We start from the raw sequence: 23,477 nt of genomic DNA on the forward strand, positions 1-23,477 counted from the left end.
GAATAATCTGTACCCTGTAACCTATACCCTATTCCCTTCTTCACTGACCACTATGTGCTTTAGACACATCTTTGGGGAATACTACTAACATCCACTAATATCCCCAGTTGCTAACTAACTTGAGGAATATTTAACTATGTCTATTGAGCAACTCCAGCCTGCAACTCAACAACAAGCCAGTGTTTACTTACCTTATGTTCAGGGCGCTAGGCGCAATTTCTTACCCTATGCCATCAGTCTTTATCAAAAAGGGGTTTTGGAGGGACATCGAAAGATCGAAGCCAGCGAACATGTCCCCTTTGTCGCTTCCTGGAATGTTGCTACTTTACCCTCAGACTTAACCCGTTGCCGAATTCAGTTTGATGGCAATGCTGACCTGAGTTATGAACTGATGATGGCTAGTTTCGAGTTTATTAATTTTTTAATTGAACTGATGGACAACTATAAACGTTATCGCGTAACCGATTTTTCACAACCGTTTTACCGCAAGCTACTGCGTATAGATGATTGATTCAACTCAGCCGGATTTGCAAAAGTCCGGCTTATATTTAAAATTACACTAATGGTTTGTCAATTTTAAATTGATGGGTAAGCAAGTTCGTAGTCAGGACTTTAGTCCTTATTTTCTAAGAGGATGTTTGAAAAGTGGTATGTTGTGATTTTTATCGAATTATTACCCCCCTTAATCCCCCCTTGTAAAGGAGGGAAACAAGAAAATCCGGTTCTCTCACGCCACATGCTTCAAGTCGGGCGTTGCCCGCCCAACGCAGTGGCTCCCCTTTATAAGGGGAGGGTTAGGGTGGGGTAAAAAAATATTTGATACATCAATCATGACTTTTCAAACATCCTCTAAGATTATTTGCTCACAAGGCGCTGACTTTACAATTCAGCACCTTGTGAGCTTTCTTACAACAACCTTTGAGTTTTAAAATGTCTTCCTAAGTCCGCTGTCTTTTCTTCTTTTCAGAACGATACCAAAACTAGCAACCATCAGAGTTCCGAGAAGGCTAGCGGGTTCTGGAATAGAAGTTTCATTTATAGGTACTTTGATTCTTAGATTTGCCAAGCTAGCGTTAGTTATGGTCAAGGATGTTACGCTTGGCAAACCTGGGATATCGGACTGGAAATCAAAGACTGTGGGAGTTAAATTACCATTGGGATTACTATATCGTTCCCCATATCCACTCACTTCAAAAGTACCTTGATACTTCTTTCCGGTGTCTGGGTCGGTGACAGTACCAGTGTAGAAAGCTTTTGTGAGATTAAATTCATCTTGAACTACTCCTTGAAATGTGGTTCCTGGCAATTGTCCCTGGTAGAGGAAGGCAGTCAACTGACCACCAGAAAGCACCGGCGATGTCAGAACACTATTAAACGAGACAATGGGAATACCTTTAAAGTCAACAAAGTAATGCAGACTTCCATCGGAGCGTGTTTCTACCTTTAAATAGTCTGACTGGTATACAGGAACATAATTAGGATTATTATTAGTACCTAAGTTCCGGTAATAAGTTCCAGTTTCATCCGTATCAATACGAGTAGTACTATTATTGAAAATGGGATTATTTCTGGGAAGTTCGATAGTTCCTGATAATGTGCCAGTGCTTTCAATTGTGATGAATTGAGCAGCAATTGCACTTGCTCCATTGATAGCGATCGCTACTGCTGCGAGACAACTGCTGCTAACAGCTGCAAAACCTAGCTTAATCCCTGATGAACTCACTTTCATTAACAAATTGTTCCTTTAATTGCCGGTAGTAAACACACCTAATCTGCTGAGATTAATTGCAAATCTTTCTCAAGCATGATTTATTATTCCCAAGCTGGTGATGGAAGTTTCATCGGCAATAAAAAGTCTTGTCAATTGCTACTTTTATACTTGCACTTGCGAAATATGTTAGAGACAATCACCTGATTAATCAATTTCAATCTCGTTATTTGATGAGAATTTGTAGATTAAACTACAACGCGATCGCGTCCTTTTCTTTTGGCTTGATAGAGTGCTTCTTCAGCAGCATTAACTAAAGTAGTAGGTTCAATTCCTATTACCGGAATCACGCTAGCCACACCTAGACTGACAGTTAAAACAGCAGCAGGTAAACCACCAATGTTAGAATACTCACATTTAATACCCAAAGCTTTTACTTGCTCTCGAATATATTCAGCAATGTCCATTGCAGCAGTTACATCTATTTGAGCAAGAATGGCGAATTCTTCACCACTATAACGAGCTACTAACACTCTGCTGCTTTCGTCTCGAAAATCTCCTTTTTGGGAACTCACAAAAGGACTACCAGTTGAATGATTCATATTCCTACTGGATAAGAAAGTGCTATTATTTAGTGAGTGCTTGACGCAGTTACAGATAGTATTAGCGATTTGTCTTAAACACTCATCTCCTGCCGAGCTACCATAAGTTTTATTATAAATTTTAAAATAATCGATATCGCACAAAATTATTGATACTGGAGTGTTTTCACGAGTGGAATTTTGCCACTCAATTTGCAGGTAGGTTTGAAAGTAGCGGCGATTTCCTAATTGAGTTAGTTCATCTAAGCTAGAGAGGAAGAGAAACTGTTGATTTTCTTGCCTCAACCGTTCAACATGAGTATTGTTGAAATGCTCACTTTTTTTGAGATATTGTCGGAAATATAACCGATATAATTCACACGCAGGAGTACTGCGATCGCCTTCTAAATTAATTAGCCCTAGACTCTGTAATTTATATGCCAATCTTGGCTCTAATTTTACATAATTTGTAGTATTAATCACTTCATAAAAAGCATCTACCAATTCTGGCTCATCTCGTAGTGCTAACACATACTGCCTTAAATACTCGTTATAGATTCCGGCATCTGTAGATGCTTGTTGTAATAACTGCCCTAAATCCCCTTTTAATCCACCTTTACCTACAAGCTGATACAATGCCAATCGCACTAAATAAGGGTTTCCTCCCACCATTGCCATCAAACTATCGGCATCTTTATCATCTGTCCAATCCAACCCGTGACGTTGTGCTAAATCTTCCACCTGCTCTTTCGTAAAGGGAGGTAAATTAATTGTCAAACCAATATTAAATGGCGATTGAGTCAGTTTTATGGGAACAAGAATTTCTGTTGAATAAACCAGAACCAGACGTAATTTTTGCCAAATTTCTACCCTTTTAGCTTGTTCATGCCACGATCGCACTAATGGTAGCAATTCTCCAGTAATTTCCTGATACTCAAATAGCCAATCCACCTCATTTAATACTAAAACCAGGGGACTGGAGAGCGCAGACAGTAAATATTTTTGGAAATAGATAGAGCAGCTGATTTTGCTACCCATATCTTCATCCCAATAATCATTGAGTTTTGGTTCTAGCTGTAACTCCCGACTAACATTCGCACAGAACCAGCGCAAAAATTTATCCAAACTGGCAAATATTGCTTTGTCTGCTTGCTGAAAGTCCAAAGTTACGGTGCGAAAGCCTTGCTTGTTAGCGTGTGCAAGCAAGCGCAAAACCAGAGAGCTTTTCCCCATCTTTTTGGGTGCTTTGATGCAAATTACACTCCCAGGTTCAGCCATTTCTGCGTAAGCGAGTTCTTCAATTGGTGGGCGAGGGATGTAAAATCTGGAATTAAGCGATACTGGGCCACTAGGAAATTCTAAGGATATCGCCGTGGCGGCTCGGTTGAATTCCTTAATTAACTGCTGATGCGCTTCGCTAAGATGGTGATTTTCTAGAGTCTGGCGAAAGTTGGATTTATGTATTGGTTCTTTGCAAAAATTACTCAGTACTTGCCATAAATGAGCAGCAATTTTCTTGACACGTTCCTCGCCGTAGTGTACTTCATCGGCTATATTGGTGTAGGTTTTTCCTTCCCACGAAGAACGCAATATCAACTCTTGGAGCGTCGTTAAACCGGTTGCTTGACTGGCTTTTAGTAGCAATACTAGTTCATCTATAGTCATTACTCATTGACTCTAATTCAGTATGATATTTTCTTCACACCATTCAGCTTTGGAAGTCAATGTAGACTGCCTTGTATGCATAGCAGCCAGTCCTGACTAAAAAAGCTACAAAAAAGCCTTGACAATTTTTTGCATCCTTAAATTATTTGACATGATTTAATCATAGAATTTTTTTTACAAATTTTTTGGGGTTTTTAGGTAATTCTATGTGACTTGAACTACTTTTTTAAGACATATCTTAGAATGTAGATGCACACAACGTAGCGATTTTTTCTAAAAGATTGCTATGGCGATCGCAACAGAGGTTACACTCGTCCATTTACCTTTTTATAAATTCCATCCCAATTTATGATGTGGGCTGATATATCCGTAACGTACAGCAGATTTCAAGTTGATGAGGTACACAAGCTAAGTCTGTTATCCAGGTATAAAGTCTGTTTTACTTCTGAATTCTGCTGTAAGTTACAGCCTAATAAACCAACTAGGCGGATTTGTCCATAACTGAATCGTCAGGGTGCTAAGACAGCGTAGAGAGAGAGCTACAGAATATCTTCCTCATCGTACCAGCAGCTATGCATATCCAAGAACCCGCTACCCATGAATCAGAAACTCCATTTTCAATACAAGATTCTCAGAATTTCCCAGAAGCCAAAGACTTATCTCCAGAAAATTTAGATACTTGCCAATGCTCACAAGCCGCCTTACAAATGGCATTAATCACTAGTGGCTTGGGGTTGTGGGATTGGAATCTGGTAACTGACAAAACCTATTACGATCCCCAGTGGAAAAGCATCCTGGGATATAAAGTAGACGAAATCGACAACGATTATAAATCCTTTGAACAACTTGTACATCCACAGGATTTACCGAGAATTCGTCAGGTATTGCACGATTATCTCCAAGGATGCATACCTGTGTTTGAAGTCGAATTGCGAATGTTGACTAAATCCGGGGAGTGGAAGTGGATTTTGACTTGTGGCAAAGTATTTCAACGGGATAAATTCGGTAAACCAGTGCGGATGGTGGGAACGCACAAGGATATTACTCAGGATAAGGCGATGTCTACGACGGGCTGCGCCTACGCTACCCAACAATACCAACTATTTGAACAACTCCAAACTGAAATCGCTCAACGCCAGTCTACCGAAGACCAAGTTAAGGAAAAATCAGAGCAGCTAGAAACTACCCTCGAAGAACTCAAATATACTCAAAAGCAGTTATTGCAGAACCAGAAAATGGCTAATCTCGGTCAACTGGTGGCGGATATGGCTAACGAAATTAAGAACCCCGTTAGCTTTATCTACGGCAATCTCCATCCTGCTAGTAAATACGCTGAAGATTTAATCAGAATTATTGAACTTTACCAATATTACTATCCCACACCAACACCAGTCATAGCCTTACATTTGCAACACCTTGACCTTAGTTTCGTGAAGACAGACTTTTTAAAATTACTGTGGTCAATGCGAGCCGGTTCTGAGCGCGTTCAAGAAATTGTTTTTGCCTTGCAGAATTTTTCCACCTCTGACGAAGGTCAAATGAAAAAGGTTGACTTGCATGAAGGATTTGATAGTGTTCTCAGGATTTTGCAGCATCGTCTCAAAGAAAACCCTGATAGAGCAGAGATTAAAGTAATTAAAACCTTTGGTGAATTACCCTTAATCGAGTGTTACCCTGGTGAACTGAATCAGGTATTCATGAACATCTTAACTAATGCCATTGATGCCTTAGAAGATAGGATGAAGCATGATGATTCTTTTACTCCAAAAATTTTGATTAATACAGAAGTTGTTAGCAGTCATTTATCATTGGTCAATAATCATGAACCTTGGGTAAATGACAAAATACTAGGGAAAAAACACAAAGTTATCATTCGCATTTTTGACAATGGTAAAGGTATACTTCCCCATATCCAAAGACATATATTTGAACCGTTTTTTACAACTAAGCCAGTAGGCAAAAGTCAAGGATTAGGACTATCAATTAGTCGGCAAATTATCGTTGAAAAACATCAAGGTAAACTTAAGTGTAATTCTCAATTAGGTCAAGGGACAGAGTTGGTGATTGAGATGAATACAACAGCAAGACACTATGCCGCGATTAGAAAACACGCAAGCGTTTAGATAATGAACTTTGGGGAGAAGGTGTTAATTTTTGCAAGTCGATGCATTCACAAGGCGGCCGCCGCATTCACAATGCAAGTCGATGCATTCACAAGGCGGCCGCCGCATTCACAATGTAAGTTGATGCATTCACAAGGCGGCCGCCGCATTCACAATGCAAGTCGATGCATTTACAAGGCGGCCGCTGCATTCGCAATGTAAGTTGATGCATTCACAAGGCGGCCGCCGCATTCACAATGCAAGTCGATGCATTTACAAGGCGGCCGCTGCATTCGCAATGTAAGTTGATGCATTCACAAGGCGGCCGCCGCATTCACAATGCAAGTCGATGCATTTACAAGGCGGCCGCTGCATTCGCAATGCAAGTTGATGCATTTACATATCTGATACTAATTCAATTAATGATTGCAACACATCCTTGGGTAAAGACGCGATTCATCGCGTCTCTACAAATGGTTTTTTTAAAATGCCTTGTAAAACGGCTTTGGTCTGCACAACTAACAAGCAGAGCAATTTCTGCGATCGCATTGATTAAGCAAATTGCTGCAATCCATTAAGAGGTAGATCGAGAATCACTCCTGAAATTGGAGAATAACCAATATCTAGAGAAACACTAGCTTTTACAGGCTGAGAACCACCAATTATAGGAGTTGTAGAAACCCTATCTGTTATTAGATTAGACACGAAGGGAGATGGTCTAGGATTGTCATTTGAGTTAATATCAATGTCAATAATCTGTCCAGGGGTCAACTGCAAGGTACTAAAAACAGCCTGAGCCTGAGCTTTGGCATCTTTAACAGCTTCGCTCAAAACTTGCAGGCGTGCCTGCTGCAATACTTCGTCTGAGGCAGTGAAGCTGATATTCTGTATGACATTTGCGCCTGCTTGGATAGCTTTGTCAATTGCTGCCCCAGATTGATTTGTTGGTAACTCAAACTGAAGTGTGTTGAGGCCTTCAAAGCCGGTGAGGGTTTGAGTACCATTTTCATAGCTATAGACAGGATTTAGTTGAATAGATATAGTTTGAAGTTCTTGCGCCCCAAGCTGACGCAGTACATCAACTACCGCTGTTGAACGTTGAGCAACTTGTTCTTGAACTGCGGTTGCAGTTTTTCCCTCTACTTTAATCCCCAATTCTACATCAGTTAAAGTGGTAGCAACGCTGACCTCTCCTTTACCAGTAACTTCCAATATCTGAGGAGTGTTTGGAGCAGTGCTACCAATGAAGGGATTGGCGATCGCAAGACCCAAATTTCTCACACCTGTGAGATTATCTGTGTTAGCCATCTTATTTTCCTTGCTTAAATGATGTTTGATATCTGTTGATGTTTTAATCTTAATCGTATCTGGACACTCACTCGTGACAACCAGCATTTTCAACATTCTGATGTTTTGAAGCGTTTTATTAGTCGTGTTCGTCAGCGTGTAGAAGGGGTTTTTCATGAAATTCAAAACACTGGAGTCTCAACCTATTTAATTCACATTAGGCGTAATTTAGCTGAGAACAACCCTAGCCATACCTAAACTGACAGTTAAAACAGCAGATGGTAGAGCATTAATGTCAGAATACTGAATCTAATGATGAGAAAATAAAGATAAATAGCCCACCTCCAAACTTGCTGGGCTATTTACCCAAGACAGATAAACAGCAAATTTTATCAGTCAAAATTTATGACTTCCACCCTTACCTCTCAAACTCGAAAGCGACCCACTCAAGCAATAGGAGCCAAAATCTTCCACTGGTGTAACATCATTAGTCTATTTATCATGCTCACCAGTGGACTACAAATTTACAACGCCAACCCTGTTTTTGGTGGACGTGCAGGTTTGCACATTCCTCCGATATTTACTTTAGGAGGTTGGCTGGCAGGAGGTAGACACTGGCATTTTGCAGCAATGTGGCTATTCTCGCTGAATCTGTTGTGGTATGGAATTTACATTTTAGTTACCCGACGCTGGCGACATCGCTTTGTCGGTGCTAATGACTTGAAAGCATTACAAAAAACTCAAAATTCCCAACGTCTAATTTATGCTTGGCATCGGATTGCTTATACAGCAATTATTCCTATTTTGCTGCTGGCATTATTTACAGGAATAGGAATGTATAAACCTGCTCAATTTCCCTGGATTGTGGATTGCTTTGGCGATTGGCAAGCATTGCGAATTGTTCACTTTGCCTCAGTGCCGATGGTTATCTTATTTGCAGTAATTCACTATCAATTAGGGCGTAAGGCTGGTGGTACTGAATTAACAGAATCAATGTTTTGATCGACGATCCTTTTTTAAACAAAAAAAATGAACTTTTTTGATAAATTGAATGGAAATATCTTACAAAATCAAAGCTTACTATTTGTAGGACTCGATCCAAATCCAGAGATGATGCCTGAGCGTTATGAATCTGAAGAACTTATTGCTGGTTTGGAGAAGTGGTTACAATTCATTATTGCGGAAACTTCTGATTTCGTTTGTGCTTATAAACCGACACTTGGCTTTTACGAAGCTTTAGGTATTCCTGGTTTAGAACTGCTGTACAAAACTTTAGCAGCTATTCCAGCCCATATCCCAGTGATTTTAGATGCCAAACACAGTGACTTAAATACTAGTACCATCTTTGCCCAGACTGTGTTTACGCAATGGCAAGTGGATGCAATTACTCTCAGTCCCTATACAGGACAAGATCATGTAGCACCTTTTTTGGTCTATCCTGATAAAGCGGTGTTTATTTTATGCTGTACTTCTAATCCAGGTGCAGAAGCTCTACAGCAATATCCTACAAACGAATCACCCCTTTATTTACAGGTAGTAAAAGAATCCAAAACCTGGGGGACTCCAGAACAATTGGGTTTAGAAGTGGGAACTACAAATCCTGAAGTTTTAGCACTTATTCGAGCAGTTGCACCTGAACGAATTATTATGGCGCGTAGCATCTGGGCGGAGGCTCAAAACCTGAAACAAATTTTAGAAGCTGGCTTGAATAGTAATGGTGATGGTTTACTGATTCCTGTTCCTCAAGATATGTTGGTAAATACACAATTATCAGAAGAAGTCCAGTTTTTACGTGCAGAAATCAATCAAATCAAAACTGAAATTGTTCACGAAAATTCTACTTGTTCTGTGTGGTTTCCTGATGTTTGTTTTCTCAATCAGCACCCCCACCAAGATTTGATTTTACAACTTTATGATCTTGACTGCATTATGTTTGGCAGCTTTGTGCAAGCATCAGGAGCGATATTTCCTTATTACATCGACTTACGCAAAATTATTTCCAACCCCCAAGTTTTTAATCAAGTTCTCACAGCTTATGAGGATATTTTGAAGAACCTCAATTTTGATAGATTAGCAGGTATTCCCTATGGTTCATTACCTACTGCGACTGGTTTAGCTTTGCGCCTTCATTGTCCAATGATTTTCCCGCGTAAAGAGGTGAAAGCACACGGAACTCGGAGAGTAATTGAGGGTAATTTTCATACTGGTGAAACAGTTGTAGTGGTTGATGATATTCTCATTAGTGGTAAAAGTGTCATGGAAGGGGCAGGAAAGTTGGAATCAGCAGGATTAAAGGTTAATGATATTGTGGTATTTATCGATCACGAACAGGGGGTGAAAGATAGGTTACAGCAAAATGGTTATCGTAGCCATGCGGTTTTAACTATTTCGGAAATTACTAATACTCTGTATCAAGCAGGGCGAATAAATGAGGAGCAATTTTCAGCTTTTGCTGAAAATTAGTAATTGGAATAATGGGAAGTGGAGAATCGGGAAAATTTTTATTGTCTACTTCCTCTTGAGCCGATTTGATGATTCGGTTAAATTTAGTAAATAGAATAATTTTCGCTTTGAAATTAATTATGAATTTTTCACTGAATCAACTACTTAGATGGTTAATTTTTACGTTGTTATTTCCTCTAGTATTTCTCAATGGTTGGCTAGCATTTTTGCTGGTTAAAAACTTTCAACCTGTTGTCACAATTCTTGTCTTGGCTACTTTGCTTGCATTCGTTTTAAACTATCCTGTTTCAATTCTCCAACAACGGAGAGTTAAACGTAGCTATGCAGTAGCATTAGTTTTTATATTAGCATTGGTAATTGTTGTGGCTCTGGGTATCACTTTAGTACCCATTGTTTTAGAGCAATTTAATGAGATGGTTAAAGTATTTCCTCAATGGATTGACTCTAGCGAAGAAAAACTTCAGATTGTAAATAATTGGTTGTTTAAACATAAAATAAATGTGAATCTAAGTCAGCTATTAGCACAAGTTACTGACCAATTACCTAATGAATTAGAGTTTGTTTCCGATAAACTTTTAAGTATTATTATAGATACAATTGATAGTATTTCTGAGGCATTAATCACAGTAGTACTAACTTTTTATTTGTTGTTAGATGGCCCAAGAATTTGGGAGGCGATATTTAAGAAGTTACCTGGAAATCTTGCCCAGCAGATAAGCCAGTCTATTCAGCAAAACTTCCAAAATTACTTAATTGGTCAGGGAACTTTGGCTTTGCTGATGGGTGTTTCAATAACATTATTGTTTTTAGCTTTTCAAGTCCAGTTTGGTTTACTCTTTGGCTTGGGAATTGGACTTTTGAGCTTAATTCCCTTTGGTGATGTCGTCAGTCTTGTTTTAATAACTTTAATAATAGCGTCACATGACTTTTGGCTAGCAGTTAAGGTTTTTGCGGTAGCTGTTGTTATCGATCAGTTAATCGATCAGGCGATCGCACCACGTCTTTTAGGTAAAATTACTGGTATTAGACCAATATGGGTATTAATTGCTCTGCTTGTAGGAACCAATGTTGGCGGAGTCTTGGGTTTACTAGTTGCGGTACCTGTAGCTGGTTTTATCAAAGATGTAGCAGATGGTTTTTCTAAATCTGTTAATTCTGATAACCTGGGTGAGGGTGAAGCAGGATCAGAATTGTTGGTAGAAGAATCAATATCGCAATGAGTTGTGGATAAAAATTGCCATCTCTACCGTTAACGGGAAGTTGCAATGGTGTCATTTCGATCGTATTATACAAACGAATTTGGCTCACTGTCTCTTCGCCGTGTACTCAGCTTCCAAACGGTCGTATTCTTCAATTTCTGCGGCAATCTCCGTGTCAATTACTTCCTGGTTAGCATAGTAGTAAGCTAGCGCTGCATAAACTTGTGCCAACATTAGCTGTGGCCTTTGGACAACTATCTCTTCCGGTTTCATGCCTGCGTTGAAATCGATCGCAATATTATGTACCGTAATCCGGTGTCCCGCAATCCGAGGACGACCACCACAAGTTCCGGGTGTGCTGACAATCAGCGTGCCAATGTCGGTAATTGTTTGCATAGCTTGTTTACTAAATTTTGCTCTCATAGACAACTGAGCAATTTTAAACTTCTTTTAATCTAGAAATATAAATATCCAGTTGTTTATTTAGCTACCTACAGCAAAATAAAACATTTATCCCTAATAATTAGGAGTCTACCATTAATCCCAGAATACCAAACATCCTGCCTGCATTGGAGACGATAGACTTTTTATAAGAGTAATTTTGACAAAAACTCGAATTTTCTAACATTTCAAAGCAGGTATGAGGCAATGGTGCGATTAAAACTGTGGCAGTGGGTGGTCTTAGCAATTCCGATCGCGTTTATCATCATTTTCTTACTGGTATCCGCCGGTTCACAAATTCATGCGTGGGGGATTAATTGGATTTGGGGTGTATTCACCGTTTTATTTGTTGGTTGGCGTTGGCTGCTAGTCAAATGGACTCAACCAGCTGTTAACCAAGTAGAAGCTGTATTAACTCAAGTCCGTGAAGAACTGGAATCGACAGCAGAGGATACAGTAAGGCTACCTGTGGGAAGTGACACCACAAAACTTGCAGAAACCGCCCTTCAAGAAATTCTCCAAGCAGCACAAAGCGATCGCCCGATTTGGGAAGACTGGCAAACTTTTTGGACGCGATGCCAAGATTTAGTGGTAGCGATCGCTCATATCTACAATCCTCAGATTCAATATCCCCTGCTGAATATTTACGTCCCCCAAGCTTACGGGCTGATTCGGGGAACGGTAGATGATATGGATCAGTGGATGCAAAAGTTATCCCCAATCCTCAATCAGGTAACGGTTGGACAAGCATACCAAGGATATGAGGTCTACCGGAAGTTGGAACCATCGGCTCGGAAATTCTGGAAAGTTTGGAACTGGGCACAGTGGATCTTAAATCCGGTGGCGGCGGTGGCAAAACAAGCCAGTCAGGGTTCTAGTAACCAAGCAACTCAGCAATTATTGGGGAATTTGAGCCAGTTATTTCGGGAAGCTGCCCTGAGAAACTTATGCCGACAAGCGATCGCACTTTACGGAGGTAACACATTACCAGTTCCAGCAACCGTAGTTTCCCCGCCAACTTTACCCAAGGTAAAAACCCAAACACTCCGAGAAATCCTGACTCAAGCTCAACCAGCCGAGGCGGTTGAGCAAAAACCCGTGAATATTCTGCTGGTGGGGCGCACGGGATCGGGAAAAAGTAGCCTGATTAACACGCTATTTCAGGCGGATCTCGCAGCCGTTGATGTTTTACCCAGTACCGATCGCATTCAGAATTATCAATGGCAGACTCAAACTGGGGAATCCTTAACGCTTTGGGACACACCTGGTTACGAACAAGTCAACCGTGCCGAACTCCGAAATTTGGTGCTTGATTATGCCATCAATTCAGATTTGCTGCTGTTAGCCACCCCTGCCCTCGATCCTGCCCTGCAAATGGATGTGGACTTTTTGCAAGACATCAAAGCAGAAGTTGCAGATTTACCTGCGATCGCTATTGTCACTCAAGTAGATCGTCTCCGTCCCATCCGCGAATGGCAACCGCCTTATGATTGGGAATGGGGCGATCGCCCCAAAGAAATTGCCATTAGAGAAGCCACTGAGTATCGCGCCAAACTGCTAGGAAACTTCTGTAATCTAGTTTTACCCGTGGTTACAGGTGACAGCAAAACGGGTCGAGTTGCCTGGGGAGTAGAGGCGCTATCGTTGGGATTAGTGGATGCGATCGCACCTACTAAGCAACTCCGTCTCGCCCGCTTTTTGCGTAATCTAGAAGTCCGCATCGTCGCCGCCGCCAAAATCATCGACCACTACACCTTCCAGATGACGACAACACAAGGATTAACGGCATTGCTCAAAAGTCCCGTCCTTCAGTTTGTTTCTACGCTCTCAACCGGATCTCCGGCTTTAGCATATATGCTGGCGGAGCAAATTCCTGTGGAACAGTTGCCAATTGTCATTGGTAAACTACAAATGGGATATGACCTTTTCTCACTCTTGAACCCCAACGCCCTCAACTTTGAATTGCTATCCCTTTGGCCGCTACTCTTGGAAAACACCGCTGCACCCGATCGCAACGCCTGGGCATTTGGTCATGCCCTGGTGGAGTACTGGACTCAAAATCTAACGATTGAACAACTCCGGGAGCGATTTGAGTATTATTTAGCGATCGCCAAATAATTTGCCTGCGATCGGCAATGTCTACGAAGGATTGTGACGTATCTTCGATTTTCTTGCAATTACTACGCCTAAATAACGAGTTTAAGCTAAACATCAAAAGTTGCATTAGTAAATAAAAGTAAATTGCGAATATTTACTTAGCACTTTTGAAGAATTTCATACTATATAAGTAAAAGCAAAAATGCGATAACAAACAGATTGTACTCTCAATATCAAAGTTAAGATTACGATTAAGAGTAGGCGTGGGAGTATCCACTTTTGGAAGAAACACCAGGTGATTGGAAATCGCGGCTATACAGATTAAACCCGCCTGCTTTGGGTTTTATAGAGTCCGCGCAGGCGGACAAAAGTTTGTATAGCCCCAGACTTCACTTCTCTTCGCGTAGCGTGCGCTGTCTTCGCAGGGCGATCTGCCAAAACGGGATGCTCCCCTCCCTGTGGTGTCCGCCGAACCTACCCGCTTTACCTAAGTTTTTATACAGACATCTTTTTGTTCGGAGTTTTTATGAAAAATATATTACAAACCTCCATCTCTCAAGAACAGAATTTAAATCAGAGCTATAGCATTTCGTCTTACGACAGGCTACTTTCGGTTGTGAAGGATTTAGCTTGTGTGCGGACTATTGAAGAAATTATTGAGATTGTGCGTTTGGCTGCTCGCGATCTCACAAATGCTGATGGAGTAACTTTTGTATTGCGGGATGGTGAATGTTGCCACTATGTCGATGAAAACGCTATTGGGCCACTTTGGAAAGGTATGCGTTTTCCGCTCAAGTCTTGCATCTCCGGTTGGGCAATGCTCAATAAAAAAGCAGCCGTAATTGAAGACATTTACCAAGATGCGCGAATTCCTCTTGATGCCTATAAAGTGACTTTTGTCAAGAGTTTAGTAATGGTTCCGATTCGGGTTTCCGATCCACTGGGTGCGATCGGAGCCTACTGGAGTACACGCCACCTAGCCACGCCCCAAGAGATCGGACTCCTTGAGATTTTGACCGATACTACAGCAGTTGCGATCGCTAACGTGCAACTTTTCCAGAAACTGACGAACCAAAACGCCCTGAAAGACAAATTTATTGCGATGCTGGCTCACGAATTGAGGAATCCCGTTGCCCCCATCTCCAACGGCGTTCAGCTACTGAAGTTGAAGCTAGGCGAGACTGGCGCAGTCGGGGAAACAGTTTTAATGATGCAAAACCAGATTAAGCACCTCTCCAAATTGATCGATGAGTTACTTGACGTATCGTCCATCACTTATGGAAAGATTTCATTAAACCTTGAGAAGGTTAATCTGGTGGAATTGGTTCGCCAGAGTCTTAATGACCATGCACAAGCAATAAAAAGATGGAATCTTAACGTAGTACAAGACCTGCCAAACACACCCGTGTGGGCTTATGTTGATTCCACTCGCTTCTTCCAAGTCTTTGGAAACCTTCTTGATAACGCCTTAAAGTTTTCCCAGCCAGATGGGACGATCTGGGTGGATTTCTCAGTTATTCCAGGTGACAATGGCTCAGGTAGTGTAGCAGTTTTATCTGTAAGAGACTTAGGCATCGGGATAGACCCGACAATATTACCAGAACTTTTCGAGCCGTTTACCCAGGCCGATCGCAGTTTAGATCGTTCGAGGGGCGGGCTAGGTTTGGGACTTTCGGTAGTCAAAAGTCTTGTGGAACTTCATGGTGGTAATGTTGAAGCCTCAAGTAGAGGGATTAATTTGGGAGCAGAATTTAAAGTCACTTTCCCTGTATGCGAAGAGATTACAACCTTGGACAACGACCTAGAGATTACAGAGGCGGCTAAAAAATCGTTGAAGATTTTAGTCATCGAAGATAATGACGATTCAGCCATATCATTACAAGCAGTACTTGAGCATTTTGGGCATGAAGTTTCCATTGCCAAAAATGGAATTTTAGGGGTAGAAACTGCAAAAAAACTTGAGCCTCATGTAATTATTTGTGACATCGGACTTCCCGAAATGGATGGATTCGCAGTTGCACAGGAACTGAGTAAAGACTCCAAATTTACTCGCTCAATTCTGATTGCGCTTACCGGCTACGGTAGCCAAGAGGATCGGCAGCTTGCGCTGAAGGCTGGTTTCAAATGCCACTTGACCAAGCCTGTAGACTTTGAAATTCTGATAGCAGAAATTGATCGATACTTTGATGAAGTATTATCAAGTTGAGAAATTTTGCTACTTGTGAATTTTGACTGAGGAGTGTCAATCCATTAAATCATCTGTGGTAGACTGACCGGGATAAAAGCGATCGCTCAAAATTTCCTCAAAAAGATATAAACATTGGAGGGGAAAAGTTGAGAGCGGCAAATTTGTTTCTCCTGATGCTAAATCCCTACCATTTTCATAAGATTCTTGGAGTGCTTCTTCAATGTAAGGTTTCAGACTAGGATTTTCGTTCAGCAGCTTGAGAATTTCCCGTCGTTGTACTCTAATTGTTGCTAACCCTTCGGGTTCGCCAGTCGCTACAACGGGGGGAACCCCCGCAACGCGCTGGCTCACCAACTACGGTTGCGTTGCTTTGGTTGATATTCCCATTTGAGTAAATGTCCAATTAACACACTAAAACGATTTCTCAATTCTTGGCGTTCCTTTCTTCCCAAAGATTCAATTTCCTCAATTAAATTGGGTAGGTCAAGCTGGTTCCATTGATGATGACGGAGAAAGTTAGCCTGTTCTTGAGTCCAAGTGTAGAAGTCTGCTTCATAGAAGTTTGGCATCAGTTTTTTTGCCTTTTTTCAGATTTGTAGTGTCTACATAATTTAAAAACTCATCATTCATAATTATGTTTCAGATAGAGATTTAAACCTTATTTGAAACAGGAATGTCTGCGTAAGCATCAAGCGCAAATTACGAATTAGAAAGTCACCACACTGCGAATTGATTCACCTTTGTGCATCAATTCAAAAGCATCATTAATTTGCTCAATGGGCATCACATGGGTAATTAAATCATCAATATTTATCTTACCTTCCATATACCAATCAACAATTTTTGGCACATCTGTACGTCCTCTAGCGCCACCGAATGCTGAACCTTTCCAAACGCGCCCAGTTACTAATTGAAAAGGACGAGTACTGATTTCCTGTCCAGCACCTGCGACACCAATAATCACGCTTACACCCCAACCTTTGTGACAGCATTCTAATGCTTGACGCATCAATTTAACATTACCGATACATTCAAAACTGTAATCAGCACCGCCTTTTGTTAAATCAACCAAATAGGGAACTAAATCACCCTCTACTTCTTGGGGATTAACAAAGTGCGTCATGCCAAACTTTTCCGCCAAGGCGCGTTTGTTGGGATTAATATCTACCCCGACAATCATATTTGCCCCTACCATCCGCGCCCCTTGGATGACATTTAAGCCAATACCACCCAAACCAAAAACCACAACATTTGCTCCAGGTTCCACCTTGGCAGTATTGATAACTGCACCAATACCAGTAGTCACACCGCAGCCAATGTAACAAACCTTATCAAACGGAGCATCTTCGCGAATTTTTGCCAAGGCGATTTCCGGCAGCACCGTATAGTTAGCAAAGGTAGATGTACCCATGTAATGATGAATCATTTGCCCATCGATACTAAAGCGACTAGTACCATCGGGCATCACACCGCGTCCTTGAGTTAGGCGAATAGCTTGACAGAGATTAGTTTTGAAACTCAGACAATATTCGCACTGACGACATTCGGGAGTGTAGAGGGGAATCACATGATCCCCTGGCTTGAGACTGGTGACACCAGCGCCTACTTCCACTACCACACCAGCACCTTCATGCCCCAAAATAGCCGGAAACAAACCTTCAGGATCGTCACCAGATAAGGTAAAAGCGTCAGTATGACAAATCCCACTTGCTTTCACTTCAACTAACACTTCGCCGGCTTTTGGCCCCGATAGTTGAACGGTTTCAATCGTTAACGGCTTACCTGCGCTGTAAGCTACTGCTGCTTTAACTTGCAATGTCAGCGCTCCTGTATAAGTTTTGTCATTTGTCATTGGGATTAGGGGAGAGGTGACAGGTGATAGGTGTAGGGAATAATCTCTACCCTATTCTCTTCTTTACTCCCCAGTCCCCTCATAAACATTCAACACGTAAATTGAACACGTGATAAACTTTTGTATTACTTCATCAGATTTACTAAGCACGATCGCCACTATCACGATAAATATTATTACCTTTGTTAAAATGTCATTCTCTAGCTAGATTGGTTAAAGGCGGCAACAGCTGTTTTGGCAACGATGTAAACTGGATGTCAGCAGCAAACCCCAAATAATTTGTCCACCCCTAAATTAATATATTTTGTCACAGCTTATGAACCCTGCCCTAACTCAAATTGGCGCTCAAATGTCCAACCTGACTGGCGTCAGAGCAATCATGAAGGATATTATCGAAACATTACGAGCGGGTGCAGGGCAGCAGTTTATTAATTTAAGTGCTGGTAATCCGTTGATTTTGCCAGAGGTAGAACAATTATGGCGGGATTGCACTGCACAGCTTTTGGCTAGTCCAGAATATGGTGAGGTAGTTTGCCGCTACGGCTCAAGTCAGGGCTATGCACCATTTGTGGAAGCGATCGCTAATGATTTTAACAAACGCTACGGGTTAAACTTAAGCGATCGCAATATCCTCATCACCCCCGGTAGTCAAACCCTCTACTTCTACGCTGCCAATACTTTCGGTGGTTACACCCCTAGCGGCGAGTTAAAACAAATCGTTTTACCCCTCAGTCCTGACTACACAGGTTACGGCGGCATCTGCTTAGTTCCAAAAGCCTTAACTGCCTACAAACCAACTCTCGATATCGATGAAGTTGCCCACCGATTTAAATATCGCCCAGACTTCAGCAAACTTACGATTACAGAAAATACGGGTTGTGTCCTCTTCTCTCGCCCCTGTAATCCTACTGGTAACGTCCTCACCGATGATGAGGTGAAAAAGATTGCCGCCCTAGCTGCTCCTTACAATCTACCTGTGTTAATTGACTCGGCTTATGCGCCTCCCTTCCCAGCATTAAATTTTACAGAGATGACACCAGTGTTTGGTGATAACATTCTCCACTGTATGAGTTTATCGAAAGCCGGATTACCAGGAGAAAGGATTGGTATAGCTATTGGAGATGAAAAGTGGATTGAAGTCCTGGAGTGTTTTCAGGCAAATATCAGTCTCCATTCTTCACGTTACGGCCAAGCGATCGCAGCTTATGCAATCAATTCTGGTGCTTTAGTAGAAATTTCTCACACTGTCATCCGTCCTTTTTACCAAAATAAATTTACCGTTTTAGAAACTAGCTTAGAACAAGCGATGCCCAAGAATTTACCTTGGTTCCTCCATCGCGGTGAAGGGGCAATTTTTGCGTGGTTGTGGTTACAAGATTTACCCATCAGTGATTGGGAATTTTACCAGCAATTAAAGCAAGTAGGTGTGATTATTGTTCCTGGAAGCACCTTCTTCCCCGGTTTAGAGGAAGAGTGGGCGCATAAGCACCAATGTTTCCGCATTAGCCTCACAGGTACAGATGAAGAGATAGCCACTGCTATGCAACGTTTAGCAAAAGTAGCTGAAGAAGCTTACAAAGGTGCGGCAGTGACTGCCTAGTACCGCAAGGCGGAATTAAAAATTAAAAATTAAAAATGAATACAGCGTAAGTATTTCAATGATTTGGAATGGGTGGTTTATTTCCGCCGTGTTGTACTAGTAGGAAAAATGGAAATGAAACACGAAGAAGCTAATAAAGAGATTGGAGGCAGAGGGGCAGAGAGGCAGAGGGGCAAGAGAGTAGGAGTAAATTCAAAAATTCAAAATGTCCAATCTCCAGTCCCCAATCCCCAGCCCGTAGTTCCCAGTACCCAATCCCCAGTCCCCAATCTCGATGATTGGTTAGAAATTGGTAAGATTGTTTCCCCTCAAGGATTGTCTGGAGAATTGAAGGTTTATCCTGTCTCTGACTTTCCCGAAAGATTTGAGGTGCCGGGAAAACGTTGGTTGTTGCGTTTAGATGGTACAGAACCACAACCAATCGAATTATTAACAGGACGTTATATCAGTAACAAAAACTTGTATGTAATCAAATTAGCTGGTGTGGAAACTTGCGATCAGGCGGAGGCGTTGCGTGGTTGTAAACTAATGGTACCAGCGAGCGATCGCCCCCAATTAGCCGAAGATGAATATCATGTCCTCGATTTGATTGGCTTGGAAATCTTCATGCAAGTATCTGGCCAACTCGTTGGTACGGTGGTAGACATCATCCCCGCCGGCAATGATTTGTTAGAAGTAAAATTACACCCATCTTTTACCACTGACAAAGAGCAAATCACAAATGACAAAGGACAAATGACAAATGACAAAAAGCAAAAGACGGTTTTGATTCCATTTGTGGAAGCGATCGCACCAGTAGTAGACTTGAAATCTAATCGCATTGAAATCACGCCACCACCTGGGTTATTGGAAATTAATAATTAGGTTATTCCTTGATCTGCCTCTAGCTAGTTTTGCTGTACTGGATAGTTCAAGGAAAAACAAAGCTTGAAGCATGAGAAAATTAGAGTACATACTTTATTTATCAATCTAGGAAGTGTGGCAATGCCAGATAAACCAACAGCAACTATTCACAGGCAACTACTGGAAATATTGTCCCAATTGCCCAAGTCTAGTCAAGAAGAAGTATTAGATTTTGCTATCTCTCTTCAGAAAAAAAAACTAACTCAGCATTGGGATGCTATTTCTGATATTGAGGCTGCTGCATTGAAAATTGAGTTTGCTAATGAAGATTTAGCTTTTGCAGAATCGGTTTTAACTGATTATCTCCCCCAACTTCAACAAGAGGATGCAGTTTGATGCGAGGAGAATGTAGATTGATAGCATTAATTAATAGTTTTAGATGTAGCTCATCGTAGACATCACTTTCCATCCTGTGTGTAGAAGCAAGGAATTTAGTAGCAAAGGCTGAAAAAATTCATCATGGGTAGATGGCCATCATCTGGAAAACAAGTATAATTGCTTACTGATGAATCCATCAAAAACCTTTTGGAATGGAGTGTCGATAATGACATTAGCAACGACTCCACAAACAAAGCCTTTAGCTGATGAAGAATTACAAAAGATAAACGCCTACTGGCGTGCAGCTAACTATCTTTCCGTTGGGCAAATATATCTACTCGACAATCCGCTACTAAGAGAACCCCTAAAGCTGGAACACGTCAAACCCAGACTCTTAGGGCATTGGGGAACAACGCCAGGGCTGAACTTTATCTATGTTCACCTGAATCGACTCATTAAGAAATATGACCTAAACACAATCTACATTGCTGGTCCCGGTCATGGAGGTCCTGGACTGGTAGCCAACACTTACCTAGAAGGCACTTACACCGAATATTACCACAACATCTCTCAGGATGCTGAGGGAATAAAGAAACTCTTTAAACAGTTCTCTTTCCCCGGTGGTATTCCCAGTCACGTTGCACCGGAAACTCCTGGTTCGATTCACGAAGGCGGGGAATTAGGTTATGCCCTCGTTCACGCTTATGGTGCTGCCTTTGATAACCCTGACTTAATTGTTGCTGCTGTTGTGGGTGACGGCGAAGCTGAAACTGGTGCTTTAGCAACTAGCTGGCATTCCAACAAGTTTCTTAACCCGGTACGTGATGGTGCTGTATTGCCGATTCTGCACCTAAATGGGTATAAAATTGCTAACCCAACGACATTGGCACGAATTAGCCGTCAGGAGTTGGAGAGTTTATTTGTAGGCTACGGCTACAAACCATACTTTGTAGAAGGTGATGATCCCGCAGAGGTTCACCAGCAGATGGCGGCGACTCTAGATATAGCGATCGCCGAAATTCAAAGTATCCAAAGAGAAGCACGTGTACATGGTTTCACTGAACGTCCCCAGTGGCCGATGATTGTCATGCGAACCCCCAAAGGTTGGACAGGGCCCAAGGAAGTGGATGGCAAAAAAACCGAAGGTTATTGGCGATCGCATCAAGTTCCCTTTGGCGAAATAGCAAGCAAACCAGAACACCTAAGACTTCTAGAAAATTGGATGAAGAGTTACAAACCAGAAGAACTCTTCGACGCTAACGGCACACTGATTCCCGAACTAGCAGAACTAGCCCCCAAAAAGCATCGACGCATGGGTGACAATCCCCACGCTAACGGCGGGATTTTGCTGCATGACCTGAAAATGCCCAACTTTCAAGACTATGCTGTAGATGTTCTTGAACCAGGGAAAGCGATCGCAGAAGCTACCAAAGTGACCGGTAAATTCCTGCGGGATATCATGCGGCTTAACCAAGAAAGTAGCAATTTCCGTATCTTCGCCCCCGACGAATTAGCATCGAATCGTCTAGATCCTGTATTGGAAGTTACTGACAGAGTTTCGACAGCCGAGATTTACCCTGAAGATGACCATCTTTCCGCCGACGGTCGGGTGATGGAAATTCTCAGTGAAACTTCTTGCCAAGGATGGTTAGAAGGCTACCTCCTTACAGGTCGTCACGGATTTTTCACTTGCTACGAGGCATTCATCCACATCATTGATTCCATGTTCAACCAACACGCCAAATGGTTGAAAACTACCAAACATATTCCCTGGCGTAGACCGATCGCTTCCCTCAATTACTTACTCACCTCTCACGTTTGGCGACAAGACCATAACGGCTTCTCTCACCAAGACCCCGGTTTTATCGACCACGTACTTAACAAAAAAGCTGAGATCGTGCGCGTCTATTTGCCCCCCGATGCCAACACTCTGCTGTCGGTAACTGACCATTGTCTAAAAAGCCGCAACTATGTTAACGTCATCATTGCTGGAAAACAGCCAGCATTGCAATATCTCAACATAGATGCAGCCATCAAGCATTGCACCAAAGGCATCGGCATTTGGGAATGGGCAAGCAACGACGAAGGCGGCGACCCAGATGTAGTACTAGCTTGTGCTGGGGATGTTCCCACCTTAGAAACTTTGGCGACTGTAGACATCCTGCGTCAGCACTTCGCAGATTTAAAAGTGCGGGTAGTGAACGTAGTCGATTTGATGACACTACAGCCAAAAACCGAACATCCCCACGGTTTGAGTGAAAAAGATTTTGACACACTTTTCACCACCGACAAACCCGTTATCTTTGCCTTTCATGGCTATCCCTGGCTGATTCATCGCCTAACCTACCGCCACACTAATCATAAAAACATCCATGTGCGTGGTTACAAAGAAGAGGGAACTACCACAACTCCCTTTGATATGGTTGTTCTCAACGATCTAGATCGCTTCCATTTGGTAATTGATGTAATCGATCGCGTACCCAAACTAGGATCTAAGGCAGCTTATGTCAAACAGCAGATGCAAGATAAGCTGATCGAACACAAGCACTACATTGAGAAGTACGGCGACGATGTGCCGGAAATTCGTGACTGGAAGTGGCCTTATTAAGAAGAAGACACGCTTTTTGATTTGCAGATAATACAGAATTTCTCTAGCCCCTTTCCTATAAAGTAAGGGGGTTTTTGTCTATCATTGTGTGGTGCAAGATATAAAGCAATACGCTTGGGTTGAGCATTTTTTTCTTCTCTCTGTTTCCTCTGCGCCTCTGCGGTAGCCTGCGGCAAACCGCTTCTCTACGAGACGCTCCGCGAATGCGTCTACGTTAAAAAAATTGAGTTTGACAAAGAGTTTTAACCTTAACTGAACCGTATTGAGATATAAAGTTATACATCTGCAATTAACCTCGCTTTATCTCAAGAAAAATTGCAGTACTGTTTCTTCACGAGAATAAGATGGTTGAACGCATGGATATCCTATTTACAGAAGTCATCGCTTCATGGCAAAGCAGAGCCAAACCAATTATTACTTCACTACTTGAAGTATCGTTTTATCCTGGTGTTCAATTAATTCATA

16 protein-coding genes and 1 pseudogene are annotated in these 23,477 nt (G+C 41.9%); 11 read left to right on the forward strand and 6 right to left on the reverse strand.

Annotated elements, in window-relative coordinates:
* The first annotated feature begins 136 nt into the window (after positions 1-136).
* Positions 137-511: a type IV pilus biogenesis protein EbsA gene (gene ebsA, locus HWQ43_RS02185; RefSeq protein WP_104905290.1), complete on the forward strand. Its 375-nt coding sequence runs from the start codon at positions 137-139 to the stop codon at positions 509-511.
* A 414-nt stretch (positions 512-925) separates the two neighbouring features.
* Here the strand turns inward: ebsA and HWQ43_RS02190 are convergent, their stop codons facing one another.
* A complete protein-coding gene (locus HWQ43_RS02190; protein WP_292729599.1) occupies positions 926-1,729 on the reverse strand; it encodes a PEP-CTERM sorting domain-containing protein in 804 nt (267 codons plus the stop codon).
* Positions 1,730-1,956: 227 nt separating this feature from the next.
* Complete coding sequence (locus HWQ43_RS02195) at positions 1,957-3,954, reverse strand: AAA-like domain-containing protein (protein ID WP_292729602.1); 1,998 nt, start codon at positions 3,952-3,954, stop codon at positions 1,957-1,959.
* Between the two features lie 572 nt (positions 3,955-4,526).
* Between HWQ43_RS02195 and HWQ43_RS02200 the strand changes: the two genes are divergently transcribed.
* Entirely contained in the window at positions 4,527-6,077 is a 1,551-nt protein-coding gene (locus tag HWQ43_RS02200) for a PAS domain-containing protein (RefSeq protein WP_292729605.1), read from the forward strand.
* 531 nt (positions 6,078-6,608) lie between these two features.
* Here HWQ43_RS02200 and HWQ43_RS02205 read toward each other — a convergent pair.
* Positions 6,609-7,364: an SIMPL domain-containing protein gene (locus HWQ43_RS02205; protein ID WP_292729608.1), complete on the reverse strand. Its 756-nt coding sequence runs from the start codon at positions 7,362-7,364 to the stop codon at positions 6,609-6,611.
* Positions 7,365-7,748: 384 nt separating this feature from the next.
* Here HWQ43_RS02205 and HWQ43_RS02210 point away from each other — a divergent pair, with 384 nt between their 5' ends.
* The 3 genes from HWQ43_RS02210 (at position 7,749) to HWQ43_RS02220 (ending at position 11,026) form a co-directional block, all read left to right on the forward strand.
* Positions 7,749-8,345 carry a cytochrome b/b6 domain-containing protein gene (locus HWQ43_RS02210; RefSeq protein ID WP_292729611.1) on the forward strand — a complete coding sequence of 199 codons (597 nt, stop codon included), beginning with the start codon at positions 7,749-7,751 and terminating at the stop codon, positions 8,343-8,345.
* 27 nt (positions 8,346-8,372) lie between these two features.
* The gene (locus HWQ43_RS02215) at positions 8,373-9,806 is read left to right on the forward strand and encodes a bifunctional orotidine-5'-phosphate decarboxylase/orotate phosphoribosyltransferase (protein WP_292729614.1); all 1,434 of its coding nucleotides are present in this window, start codon (positions 8,373-8,375) and stop codon (positions 9,804-9,806) included.
* 119 nt (positions 9,807-9,925) lie between these two features.
* Positions 9,926-11,026, forward strand: coding sequence for an AI-2E family transporter (locus HWQ43_RS02220; RefSeq protein WP_292729616.1), 1,101 nt, complete (start codon positions 9,926-9,928; stop codon positions 11,024-11,026).
* Positions 11,027-11,110: 84 nt separating this feature from the next.
* On the opposite strand, the gene HWQ43_RS02225 is transcribed toward HWQ43_RS02220, so the two are convergent.
* Entirely contained in the window at positions 11,111-11,401 is a 291-nt protein-coding gene (locus HWQ43_RS02225) for a DUF433 domain-containing protein (RefSeq protein ID WP_094347923.1), read from the reverse strand.
* Positions 11,402-11,653: 252 nt separating this feature from the next.
* Here HWQ43_RS02225 and HWQ43_RS02230 point away from each other — a divergent pair, with 252 nt between their 5' ends.
* The gene (locus HWQ43_RS02230) at positions 11,654-13,564 is read left to right on the forward strand and encodes a GTPase family protein (protein WP_292729624.1); all 1,911 of its coding nucleotides are present in this window, start codon (positions 11,654-11,656) and stop codon (positions 13,562-13,564) included.
* A 505-nt stretch (positions 13,565-14,069) separates the two neighbouring features.
* A complete protein-coding gene (locus HWQ43_RS02235) occupies positions 14,070-15,749 on the forward strand; it encodes an ATP-binding protein (RefSeq protein WP_292729629.1) in 1,680 nt (559 codons plus the stop codon).
* 36 nt (positions 15,750-15,785) lie between these two features.
* On the opposite strand, the pseudogene HWQ43_RS02240 reads toward HWQ43_RS02235, so the two are convergent.
* A pseudogene (locus HWQ43_RS02240) lies at positions 15,786-16,300 on the reverse strand (DUF29 domain-containing protein).
* Between the two features lie 137 nt (positions 16,301-16,437).
* Positions 16,438-17,547 (reverse strand): S-(hydroxymethyl)glutathione dehydrogenase/class III alcohol dehydrogenase, encoded by a 1,110-nt coding sequence (locus HWQ43_RS02245; protein ID WP_292729670.1) that lies wholly within the window; start codon positions 17,545-17,547, stop codon positions 16,438-16,440.
* Positions 17,548-17,899: 352 nt separating this feature from the next.
* Between HWQ43_RS02245 and HWQ43_RS02250 the strand changes: the two genes are divergently transcribed.
* The 4 genes from HWQ43_RS02250 (at position 17,900) to HWQ43_RS02265 (ending at position 23,012) form a co-directional block, all read left to right on the forward strand.
* Entirely contained in the window at positions 17,900-19,183 is a 1,284-nt protein-coding gene (locus HWQ43_RS02250) for a valine--pyruvate transaminase (RefSeq protein WP_292729632.1), read from the forward strand.
* Positions 19,184-19,297: 114 nt separating this feature from the next.
* Positions 19,298-20,047 carry a ribosome maturation factor RimM gene (gene rimM / locus HWQ43_RS02255; protein WP_292729635.1) on the forward strand — a complete coding sequence of 250 codons (750 nt, stop codon included), beginning with the start codon at positions 19,298-19,300 and terminating at the stop codon, positions 20,045-20,047.
* Positions 20,048-20,167: 120 nt separating this feature from the next.
* Complete coding sequence (locus tag HWQ43_RS02260; protein ID WP_292729638.1) at positions 20,168-20,422, forward strand: hypothetical protein; 255 nt, start codon at positions 20,168-20,170, stop codon at positions 20,420-20,422.
* A gap of 208 nt (positions 20,423-20,630) precedes the next feature.
* Positions 20,631-23,012, forward strand: coding sequence for a phosphoketolase (locus tag HWQ43_RS02265; protein ID WP_292729641.1), 2,382 nt, complete (start codon positions 20,631-20,633; stop codon positions 23,010-23,012).
* Positions 23,013-23,477 lie beyond the last annotated feature (465 nt).

The organism is Nostoc sp. JL31 (assembly GCF_017114965.1).
Taxonomy (GTDB): domain Bacteria; phylum Cyanobacteriota; class Cyanobacteriia; order Cyanobacteriales; family Nostocaceae; genus Nostoc; species Nostoc punctiforme_A.

Bases quoted from the DNA above. Each gene is read 5' to 3' on its own strand.
- HWQ43_RS02195 (WP_292729602.1), bottom strand. From the start codon at position 3,954: ATGACTATAGATGAACTAGTATTGCTACTAAAAGCCAGTCAAGCAACC.
- HWQ43_RS02190 (WP_292729599.1), bottom strand. From the start codon at position 1,729: ATGAAAGTGAGTTCATCAGGGATTAAGCTAGGTTTTGCAGCTGTTAGC.
- HWQ43_RS02200 (WP_292729605.1), top strand. From the start codon at position 4,527: ATGCATATCCAAGAACCCGCTACCCATGAATCAGAAACTCCATTTTCA.
- ebsA (WP_104905290.1), top strand. From the start codon at position 137: ATGTCTATTGAGCAACTCCAGCCTGCAACTCAACAACAAGCCAGTGTT.
- rimM (WP_292729635.1), top strand. From the start codon at position 19,298: ATGAAACACGAAGAAGCTAATAAAGAGATTGGAGGCAGAGGGGCAGAG.
- HWQ43_RS02225 (WP_094347923.1), bottom strand. From the start codon at position 11,401: ATGCAAACAATTACCGACATTGGCACGCTGATTGTCAGCACACCCGGA.
- HWQ43_RS02210 (WP_292729611.1), top strand. From the start codon at position 7,749: ATGACTTCCACCCTTACCTCTCAAACTCGAAAGCGACCCACTCAAGCA.
- HWQ43_RS02265 (WP_292729641.1), top strand. From the start codon at position 20,631: ATGACATTAGCAACGACTCCACAAACAAAGCCTTTAGCTGATGAAGAA.
- HWQ43_RS02205 (WP_292729608.1), bottom strand. From the start codon at position 7,364: ATGGCTAACACAGATAATCTCACAGGTGTGAGAAATTTGGGTCTTGCG.
- HWQ43_RS02235 (WP_292729629.1), top strand. From the start codon at position 14,070: ATGAAAAATATATTACAAACCTCCATCTCTCAAGAACAGAATTTAAAT.
- HWQ43_RS02215 (WP_292729614.1), top strand. From the start codon at position 8,373: ATGAACTTTTTTGATAAATTGAATGGAAATATCTTACAAAATCAAAGC.
- HWQ43_RS02220 (WP_292729616.1), top strand. From the start codon at position 9,926: ATGAATTTTTCACTGAATCAACTACTTAGATGGTTAATTTTTACGTTG.
- HWQ43_RS02230 (WP_292729624.1), top strand. From the start codon at position 11,654: ATGGTGCGATTAAAACTGTGGCAGTGGGTGGTCTTAGCAATTCCGATC.
- HWQ43_RS02260 (WP_292729638.1), top strand. From the start codon at position 20,168: ATGCCAGATAAACCAACAGCAACTATTCACAGGCAACTACTGGAAATA.
- HWQ43_RS02250 (WP_292729632.1), top strand. From the start codon at position 17,900: ATGAACCCTGCCCTAACTCAAATTGGCGCTCAAATGTCCAACCTGACT.